The following is a 9,478-nucleotide window of genomic DNA, read 5'->3' on the forward strand; positions in this document are numbered from 1 at the left end:
CCGCAACCCCAGCCTCCGCACCAGCAGCCGCAGCCCCCCGCCGGTGGGCCGCAGGGCTGGCAGCCGTCCGTCCCGGGCCAGGCCCAGTCCGCCGCCTACCCGGCCGACGGCACCTACCCGGCGGCCCCGGGCCAGCAGCCGCAGCCGCAGCCGTCCCAGGCCCAGCCCCACCAGCAGCCGCAGCCACCCCAGCAGCAGTAACCACCCCCCCTCCCCGCGCCACCGGACACACCGGAAACACGCCGGAATCCCGCAAGCGCCCCGCCAGCGAAAAGGCGGGGCGCTTTTGCGTGCCACGCTCTGGCCAGCATGGCTTCAGTGGTCTTGACCAATGCGGATGAATTCCCGGTCAACTCGTTATTTCCGCAGGCCACATGGGGTTCACCGGCCGTTGACGCGCGATGACCGGCGCTGATACACACACAACAACCAACCGGACGTTCCTTGATCACGTAGCCGTAACCAGCCATCTCTGCGCAAGCGATGACGCGAGGTCACCGATCCATGGACACAAAAGATCAGCACGGCAGAACACGGTCATCATCAGCGGCCCGAGCGGCCACTGCGGCCCTCTCACCCAAGCGCCGCCGCCCCCGTCTGCTCCTCGCCGCCGCCGCGGCCGCCGCCTTCACGCTCACCGCGGGCCTGGCGACCCCCCTCAACCCGGCGCCCCAGCAGGCAGAGGCCAAGGACGACGGCAAGAAGACCCTCACCGTCGCGGTGGCGCAGAGCGTGGACTCGCTCAGTCCGTTCCTCGCGCAGCGCCTGCTCAGCACCAGCATCCACCGGCTGACGTACGAGTACCTCACGAACTACGACGCCAAGGACAACCACGCGATCCCGGCCTTCGCCGAGAAGTGGGAGCCGTCGGCGGACAAGCTCACCTGGACGTACACCATCCGGTCGAATTCCACGTGGTCGGACGGGAAGAAGGCCACGGCGGAGGATGCCGCCTGGACGTTCAACAAAATCATGTCCAAGGAGGGCACGGCCTCCGCGAATTCCAACTTCGTCACCAATTTCAAGAAGGTGACGGCCCCCTCCCCCACGAAGCTCGTCATCGAGCTCAAGAAGCCGCAGTCGACCATGGCCGCGCTCGATGTCCCGATCGTTCCCAAGCACGTCTGGGAGAAGGTCGACGACATCTCGAAGTTCAACAACGACAAGGATTTCCCGGTCGTCGGGAACGGACCTTTCATCCTCGACGACTTCAAGGTCGACCAGTACGTGAAGCTGAAGGCCAACAAGGACTTCTGGCGCGGCTCGCCGAAGTTCGACGAGCTGGTCTTCAAGACGTACAAGGACCAGGACGCCGCCGTGGCCGCGCTGAAGAAGGGTGAGGTGTCCTTCGTCGCGGGCCAGCCCGCGCTGACGCCCGCTCAGGCGAACGGGCTCAAGGGCGAGTCGGACATCAAGGTGAACGAGGGCCCGGGCCGCCGCTTCTTCGCCCTGGCCACGAACCCCGGCGCGCGCACGCTCGACGGCAAGAAGTTCGGCGACGGCCACCCCGCGCTGCTCGACAAGCGGGTCAGGCAGGCCCTCTTCCTGTCCGTGGACCGCAAGACGATCGTCGACAAGGTCTTCCAGGGCAACGCCGTCGAGGGCGCCGGGTACATCCCGCCGCGCTTCTCCGAGTACACCTGGAAGCCCTCCCCCGACCAGGAGCTGGGTTACGACCCGAAGCGGGCGGCGAAGCTCCTCGACGAGGCCGGGTACGAGAAGAAGGGCGGCAAGCGCGTCGGCAAGGACGGCAAGCCGCTCGACTTCCGGATCCTGTGCCACGCCACCGACCCGAACGACAAGGCGGTCGGCAAGTACCTCAAGGAGTGGTGGGGTGACCTCGGCATCGGCCTGAAGGTGAACTGCCTCGACGACGTGTCCGTGCCCTGGTACGCGGGCGAGTACGACCTCGCCTTCGACGGCTGGTCGGTGAACCCCGACCCCGACTTCGTCCTCGGCATCCACACCTGCGCCGCGCTGCCGGAGAAGGCCAAGGAGAGCGCGGCCACGGACAACTTCATCTGCGACAAGAAGTTCGACGAGCTGTACGACAAGCAGCTCGCCGAGTACGACCCGGCCAAGCGGGCCGCGCTCGTCAAGCAGATGCAGTCGTGGCTGTACGACTCGGGCTACATGAACGTCATGGCGTACCCGAACGCCGTGGAGGCCTACCGCACGGACCAGATCAAGTCCATCACCACCATGCCGTCGGCGGCGGGGAACATCTTCGGCCAGGACGGCTATTGGAGTTGGTGGTCGGCGGTCCCGGCGAGTGGGAAGAGTTCTTCCGATGGTGGCAGCTCGACCGGTGTCATCATCGGTATCGCCGTCGCCGCGGTGGTGCTCGCGGGCGGCGGAGTCCTGATCGCCCTGCGCCGCCGCTCGACCGCAGAGGACCGCGAGTAACGCATGAAACACCAGCGGATGACAGCCAAGCGGACGTCCCCCCACACCGCGAGTGACGCGTGACCGGGGGCGAACGGAATCCGGCGGCGATCCTCGCCGCCGAGGCCGAAGCCACGACCGCGGCTTCCGGCGGACCGGCCGAGCAGGCCGGTCCCCGGGGCCGCGGCCCCCGGGCGGGCAACACGACCGCCTACCTCCAGTACGTCGCGGGCAAGCTCGGCGGCGCCCTCGTCTCGATGTTCGCCGTCCTCGTCACCAGCTTCTTCCTGTTCCGGCTCATCCCGGGCGACCCGGTGAAGCAGATGACGGGCGGGCGCCGCGTCTCCAGCGAGCAACTCGCCGCCATGCGCACGGAGTTCGGGCTCGACCAGCCGGTGTGGAAGCAGTTCACGGACTACTGCGGCAATGTCCTCACCGGGGACTTCGGCACGTCGTACCAGTTCCACACGCCCGTCATGGACAAGATCACGGAGGCGCTCGGGCCGACGCTGTGGCTCACCGGCACGGCGTACGTCCTCTACACGCTCATCGGCATCTGGCTGGGGACGCGCACGGCCTGGCGCAACGGGCGCCTCGGCGACCGGTTCCACACCGGGCTCGCGCTGACGCTGTACTCGGTGCCGTCGTTCTGGCTCGGTCTGCTGCTCATCATCACGTTCTCCGTGGGGGTCGGGCCGCTGCCCGGGATGTTCCCGACGGGCGGCATGGAGAGCGGTGACGAGAGCGGGATCGGGTACGTCGTCGACGTCGCGCACCACATGGTCCTGCCGGTGGTCACGCTCGTCGCCGTCGGGTACGCGCAGACGCTGCTCGTCATGCGCTCGTCGCTGCTCGACGAGATGGGCAGCGACTATCTGACGACGGCGCGCGCCAAGGGCCTGCGGGACGACCTGGTGCGGCGGCGGCACGCCGTGCCGAACGCGCTGCTCCCCACCGTCACCCTGATGTTCGTGAACCTGGGCACGGTGGTCGCGGGCGCGATCCTGGTCGAGACGGTGTTCTCCTGGCCCGGGCTCGGCGGCCTGTTCTACCAGGCGCTCAGCGTGCCCGACCTGCCGCTCGTGCAGGGGCTCTTCTTCGTCTTCGCGACGGCGGTGATCCTGATGAACACGGTGGCCGACGTGATCTATCCGCTGCTCGATCCCAGGGTGGGCCGATGACGACCGAGACAGCCTCCTCCCTCCCCGCGCCGCAGGAGCCGGAGAAGACGGGCGCGCCGCGGGAGGCAAAGAGCCCGCGCGCCCTCGCCTGGACGCGCAGGCGGCACTCGGCGGCCCGCTTCTGGCGGGAGTACCGCACCCACAGGGCCGGGCTCGTCGGCCTGGTCGCGCTGGTCCTCATCGCCCTGGCCGCGGTGTTCGCACCGCTCCTCGTGGGCGCGGACGCGCAGAGCGTGACGCAGGCGCCGGGCGAGGCCATGCAGTCGCCGAGCGGTGAATTCCCGCTCGGCACCGACCAGTTCGGCCGTGACCTGCTCGCGCTGCTGGTGTGGGGCGCGCGCATCTCGCTGACGGTGGGGCTGCTCGCGGCGTTCCTCTCGGTGGCGATCGGGACGGTCGTGGGGATCACCGCGGGTCACTTCCGGGGCTGGTACGCGACCGTCATCATGCGGGTCACGGACTGGTTCCTGGTGATGCCGACGCTCGTCCTCGCCATCGCGCTCGCGTCCGTGATGGACCGCTCCGTGTGGACGGTCATCCTCGCGATCGGCGTGACGACGTGGCCGACCACGGCCCGCCTGGTGCGCGCCCAGACCCTCGCCGTGGAGTCCCGGCCCTACATCGAGCGGGCCCAGGCGCTCGGCGGCGGCCACGGCCACATCATGGCCCGGCACGTGCTGCCCAACGTCATGCCGCTGGTCCTCGCCCAGACCACGCTCGTCATCTCCAGCGCGATCCTCACCGAGGCGACGCTCGCGTTCCTCGGCCTCGGCGACCCGACGGTCGTCTCCTGGGGCGGGCTGCTCCAGGACGCGCGCGAGGCGGGCGCGGTCAGCGCGGGCGACTGGTGGTACCTGGCGCCGCCCGGCATCGCGATCGCCGTCGTCGCGCTCGCGTTCACGCTGTGCGGGCGGGCCGTGGAGTCCGTGCTCAACCCCAGGCTTGGAGTGTCCCGTTGACCACCGAGACGACCGAGACCACGACGGCCGGCGCGACCGCGGGGCGGCCCCTGCTCGACGTGCGGGACCTCACCGTGACGTACGCGTCCGGGGCCGCCGCCGTCCGCGGCGTCGACCTGTCCGTGGCCGCCGGGCAGAAGCTGGGCGTGGCCGGTGAGTCGGGGTGCGGCAAGTCCACGCTGGCGCTCGCGCTCCTGCGGCTGCTGCCCGCGGGCACGAAGGTAACCGGCGAGATCCAGCTCGACGGCGAGGACGTGCTCACCATGAAGTGGGGCCGGGTGCGCGCGGTCCGCTGGGCGGGCGCGTCCATCGTCTTCCAGGGCGCGATGCACTCCCTGAACGCGGTGCACCGCATCGGCGACCAGATCGCCGAGCCCATCCTGCTGCACAAGAAGGCGACCCCAGCCGGAGCGAAGAAGAAGGCCCGCGAGCTGCTCGAACACGTGGGCCTCCCGGGTGCGCGCGCGGACGCCTACCCGCACGAGCTGTCCGGCGGCCAGCGCCAGCGCGTGATGATCGCGATGGCCCTCGCCTGCGACCCACGCCTGATCGTCGCCGACGAGCCGACGACCGCGCTCGACGTGATGATCCAGGCGCAGATCCTGCGCCTCATCGAGCAGCTCGTGGCCGAGCAGGACCTGGGCCTGATCATGATCAGCCACGACCTGGCGGTCCTGTCCGACACCTGTGACCGGCTCGCGGTGATGTACGCGGGGCGGGTGGTGGAGGAGGGTCCGGCGCGGGAGGTGTACGAGCGGGCGCGGCACCCGTACGGCAAGGCCCTGTCGGCGGCGTTCCCGCGCATCGGGGACCTGTCCTCGCGGTTCGCGCCCCAGGGCCTGCCCGGCGACCCGCCGGACCCCTCGGCGCTGCCCTCCGGGTGCACGTTCCACCCGCGCTGCCCGGAGGCGATCGCGTCCTGCTCGACGGACGACCAGGCGCTGCGCGCGGCGGGACCGGCGCGGCGGGCGGCGTGCGTGCATGTGGGCGCGGAGGCCGAGGGCGCGGCGCGGCCTGCGGACCAGGTGGTGGAGGGGGCGCCGTGACGGCCCCGGCTGCCGCGGTGGGCAGGACGGCGGGGCGCCGGGAAGCGCGCCCCGCGTGCGCCGACCCGCCACCGCCCCACGCCGCGCACCACCCGGCGTACGCCACGATCCGCCCACCCGGGCGCCCGGCCCCGAGGAGAAGCGCATGACCACCGAAGCCACCCTCGAACCGACCGAGCCCCCGACCGGTTCGGCACCGCTCCTGACAGCCTCCGACCTGCGCGTCTCTTTTCCCGGGCGCCGGGGCGCCGACCCGGCGCGCGCGGTGGACGGCGTGGACCTCGACATCCGGCGTGGCGAGATCGTCGCGCTCGTCGGCGAGTCGGGCTGCGGCAAGACGACGCTCGCCCGCTCCCTGCTCGGGCTCGTCCCGCCCACGTCAGGGCGGGTCACCTTCGACGGCAGGCCGCTGGACTACCGCGGCCGCGCCCTGAAGGCGTACCGCAAGCGCGTCCAGCTCGTCCTGCAGGACCCCAGCGGCTCGCTCAACCCCCGGCACACGGTGTACGAGGCCGTGGCGGAGGGGCTGCGCATCCACGGGTACGGGGGCGACGAGCGGGCCGCCGTCGGCGCGGCCCTCTCCCGGGCGGGGCTGCGGCCGCCGGAGCGGTTCTTCCTGCGGTACCCGCACGAGCTGTCCGGCGGCCAGCGCCAGCGCGTCGTCATCGCGGGCGCGCTCGTCCTGGAGCCGGAGTTGATCGTCGCGGACGAGCCGGTGGCCTCGCTGGACGCGTCCGTGCGCGGCGAGATCCTGGCGCTGCTGCTCCGGCTGCGCGAGGACCTCGGTCTCTCCGCCCTTGTCGTGACCCACGACCTGGGTCTGGCCTGGAACATCGCCGACCGCGTCGCCGTCATGTACCTGGGCCGGATCGTGGAGACCGGCGAGGTCGATCAGGTCCTGACGGCACCTCAGCACCCGTACACCCAGGCCCTGTTGTCCGTCCTGCCGGAGGCGGAGGGGGAACCCGTGGTGCTCACGGGTGAGCCGCCGGACCCGTCCCGGGTGCCTGGCGGGTGCCGGTTCCATGCGCGCTGTCAGGTCCTCGCGAGCGGCGAGGCGGAGCGCGCCGGGGTGGCGCAGGACTGCCGTACCAAGGACTTGCCGGTGCTGTCCGGCGCCGGGGGCACGCAGGTTGCCTGTCACTGGGCGGCTTCGCGGGGCTGACCTTGCGGTCGGCGCGCCGCAGATCGCCCTTCGGGCTCGTCCTCAGACGCCGGACGGGCTGAAAATCACCGGCCAGGGTCGTCCGCGGCCGCGACCAAGTCCCGTGACTTCTTCACGTCGTCCGCGATAGCCACCAACAACTCGTCGATCGAGTCGAACTTCGCCATGCCGCGGACGAAGGCGAGGAAGTCCACGGCGACGTGCAGGCCGTACAGGTCGAGGCCGACGCGGTCGATGGCGTAGGCCTCGACGGTGCGCTCGGTGCCGTCGAACGTCGGGTTCGTGCCGACCGAGATGGCCGCGGGCATCGCCTCGCCGTCGGCGTGCAGCCAGCCGGCGTAGACGCCGTCGGCGGGGATCGCGGTGTGCGGCAGGGTCTCCACGTTGGCCGTGGGGAAGCCGAGCTCGCGGCCGCGCTGGGCGCCGCGGACGACGACGCCCTCGACGCGGTGCGGGCGGCCCAGGATCTCGTGGGCGCCCGCGACGTCGCCCTCGGCGATGAGGCGGCGGGTGAGCGTGGACGAGAACGGCTGGCCGCCGCCCGCCGTGCCGCTCACGTACAGGTCGATGACCTCGACTTCGTAGTCGTACGTCCGGCCGAGCTCGGCGAGGACCTCGACGTTGCCCGCGGCGCGGTGGCCGAAGCGGAAGTTGGGGCCCTCGACGACGGCCTTGGCGTGCAGCTTGTCCACGAGGACCTTCGCCACGAACTCGGCGGGCGACAGCTTCGAGAACTCGGCGGTGAAGGGCAGGATGAGGACGGCGTCCACACCGAGGCCTGCCATCAGCTCGGCGCGCCGGTGGTGCGGGGCGAGCAGCGGCGGGTGGCTGCCGGGCCGCACGACCTCGCTGGGGTGCGGGTCGAAGGTGACGACCACGGCGGGCACGCCCAGTTCCCGGGCGCGGGCCACCGCGCGGCCGATGATCAGCTGGTGCCCGCGGTGCACCCCGTCGTAGGAACCGATGGTGACGACGCTGCGCCCCCAGTCCTGGGGAATGTCCTCCAAGCCACGCCAGCGCTGCACTGTCTTCGCTCCTCGCCGAACCCGTGTATGTATCCGTACGCCCGTACGTCTGTACGTTCCCTGCCGATTGCGCAGGTCTAAGACTGCCATGCCGACAGTTTGTCGCCCGCATCGGCCGGGGTGGCGGAGCTCACGCCGACACGGGCACCTCGCCGGTCAGCTGCTCGATGGTGCGCCGGGCGCTCGGCCCGACCAGCGCGGCCCAGTCCTGCGGGGCGCCGGTGAGCCAGCACAGGAGGCGCGCGGCGAAGCCGGGGACGCGCCGGGCCACGTCGACCAGGGCGCGGTCGAAGGCGGTGGCGCCCTCCGGGGTGCGGACGGCGAGCAGAGCGGTGCGGCGGACGAGCTCGCGGTCGCGCTCGGCGCCGCCGCCCCGGCCGCCGACGGCGCGCAGCACGGCCTCGAAGACGACGGGCTCCCGCTCGGCGGCGAGCAGCAGGTCGAGCAGCTCGGCGCGCAGGGGCCGTGAGACGGGTGTGCCGGGGGCGGCGAGTACGGGGGCGAGGGCGACGCGCACGTCCACGCCGCGGCCCTTCAGGAGGGCGACGACCAGCGGGAACAGCTCGGCGCGCGCACTCGGCCCCTGTTCGAGGCGCAGGTCCACGTGGGCGGCCGCGTCCGCCGCGGCGCGCGGGCACTGTTCGACGCGCTCGCGCACGAGGTCCGCCACGCGCCGGGCGAGGGCGGGCGAGGGGACGTCGGGAAGGCCCCGCAGGACTTCGGCGGTGCCGGTGTCGCGGGCGCGCAGCCGGTCCCTGAAGGCGGCGAGCACCGGCTCAGGGTGGGTGCCCATGGCGGTGGCGAGGGCGCTCGCGGGCAGGCCCGGGTCGCCGGCGGCGAAGCGGCGCAGGGCGTACGAGAGGTGGTGGGCGCGGGTGTGCGGGTCGCGGACGAGGAGGCCGAGGGCGGCGCCGTGCAGGGCCTCGTCGCCGGGGCGGTCGAGGAGCGTCTGGGCCGCGTACCGCAGCAGGCGGCGGTCGGCCTCGCCGGTGATGTGCCGGGCGGCGCGCGGGGCGTGCGTGGCGGCGGCGACGCGGCGGGCGGGGCGGGCGTCGTGGGCCCAGCGGTCGACGGCGCGGCAGAGCGCGGACGGCTCGTCCTCGGCGAGGGCACCGAGGAGTTCCTCCGCGCGCGGGTGGGCGCAGTCCACGAGGGCCTCGGTGAGGTCGTCGACGGCGCGGTGGCGGTGCGTGTGGAGGAGGGCCTGGGCGGCGGAGGCGACGGTCGCCTCGGGGGCGGCGCGCAGCGGGCGTTCGTCGGCGAACCAGCGGGTCAGGTGATGCTGTACGGCGGCGGGGTCGGCGGCGAGGCGCTCCGCGACGGCGTCCAGGCAGCGGCGGCCGGTTCCCGGCGGGCCGTCGTGCACCACGACGGCCCGCAGCAGCTCGAACCTGGCCGCCTCCGAGAGGGGCAGCGCCAGCCAGAAGTCGGGGCCGAACTGCCGTTGGGCGGCGAGGCGTTGGAGCACGCTGGTGTACGGGGTCGCGTCGGCGACGCGGAGCAGTGTCTCCCGCACGAGGTGCTGCGCCCACCACCGCGCGTTCCCCACGTCGTCCCCAGCGTCACGCCCGAGGCGGGCACCCACCCGGGCCCCGGCCTGCCCCGGCGCCGGGGGCGGGCTGCCGGACGCCTCGGGCTCGCCGGACGCCGCCCCGGGCATCCCCTCCGCGCCCGCCCCGCCCCCCACTGCCCCGGCACCGGGGCCGCCGCCCCACGC

The 9,478-nt window shown here is 72.6% G+C and carries 6 protein-coding genes and 2 pseudogenes; 6 read left to right on the top strand and 2 right to left on the bottom strand.

Translation table 11 applies throughout. The features are described from left to right. The 6 genes and pseudogenes from OO63_RS40810 to OO63_RS40835 all read left to right on the top strand — a co-directional run. Window positions 1–201: pseudogene (locus OO63_RS40810) on the top strand (hypothetical protein); the annotation flags it as partial. Between the two features lie 303 nt (window positions 202–504). Beyond that, entirely contained in the window at window positions 505–2,406 is a 1,902-nt protein-coding gene (locus tag OO63_RS40815; RefSeq protein WP_234311480.1) for an ABC transporter substrate-binding protein, read from the top strand. Between the two features lie 89 nt (window positions 2,407–2,495). Then, window positions 2,496–3,566, top strand: coding sequence for an ABC transporter permease (locus OO63_RS40820; RefSeq protein WP_030363641.1), 1,071 nt, complete (start codon window positions 2,496–2,498; stop codon window positions 3,564–3,566). Beyond that, entirely contained in the window at window positions 3,563–4,525 is a 963-nt protein-coding gene (locus OO63_RS40825; RefSeq protein ID WP_030363642.1) for an ABC transporter permease, read from the top strand. Before OO63_RS40820 ends, OO63_RS40825 begins: the two co-directional genes overlap by 4 nt. Continuing rightward, window positions 4,522–5,571, top strand: coding sequence for an ABC transporter ATP-binding protein (locus OO63_RS40830; RefSeq protein ID WP_030363643.1), 1,050 nt, complete (start codon window positions 4,522–4,524; stop codon window positions 5,569–5,571). The genes OO63_RS40825 and OO63_RS40830 overlap by 4 nt, the downstream gene beginning before the upstream one ends. Window positions 5,572–5,716: 145 nt before the next feature. After that, on the top strand, window positions 5,717–6,736 hold the full coding sequence (locus tag OO63_RS40835; RefSeq protein WP_030363644.1) for an oligopeptide/dipeptide ABC transporter ATP-binding protein: 1,020 nt from the start codon (window positions 5,717–5,719) through the stop codon (window positions 6,734–6,736). A 65-nt stretch (window positions 6,737–6,801) separates the two neighbouring features. Here OO63_RS40835 and OO63_RS40840 read toward each other — a convergent pair whose 3' ends face one another. Both OO63_RS40840 and OO63_RS45800 read right to left on the bottom strand, forming a co-directional pair. Beyond that, window positions 6,802–7,761 (bottom strand): bifunctional riboflavin kinase/FAD synthetase, encoded by a 960-nt coding sequence (locus OO63_RS40840; protein ID WP_030363645.1) that lies wholly within the window; start codon window positions 7,759–7,761, stop codon window positions 6,802–6,804. A gap of 130 nt (window positions 7,762–7,891) precedes the next feature. Beyond that, window positions 7,892–9,478 (bottom strand): annotated as a pseudogene (locus OO63_RS45800) (serine protease); the annotation flags it as partial.

It is taken from the genome of Streptomyces alboflavus (genome assembly GCF_000716675.1).
Classification (GTDB): Bacteria; Actinomycetota; Actinomycetes; order Streptomycetales; family Streptomycetaceae; genus Streptomyces; species Streptomyces alboflavus.

What these genes read in the sequence shown, in the direction of transcription:
- OO63_RS40815 (WP_234311480.1), top strand. Translation starts at nt 505, where the DNA reads ATGGACACAAAAGATCAGCACGGCAGAACACGGTCATCATCAGCGGCC.
- OO63_RS40825 (WP_030363642.1), top strand. Translation starts at nt 3,563, where the DNA reads ATGACGACCGAGACAGCCTCCTCCCTCCCCGCGCCGCAGGAGCCGGAG.
- OO63_RS40835 (WP_030363644.1), top strand. Translation starts at nt 5,717, where the DNA reads ATGACCACCGAAGCCACCCTCGAACCGACCGAGCCCCCGACCGGTTCG.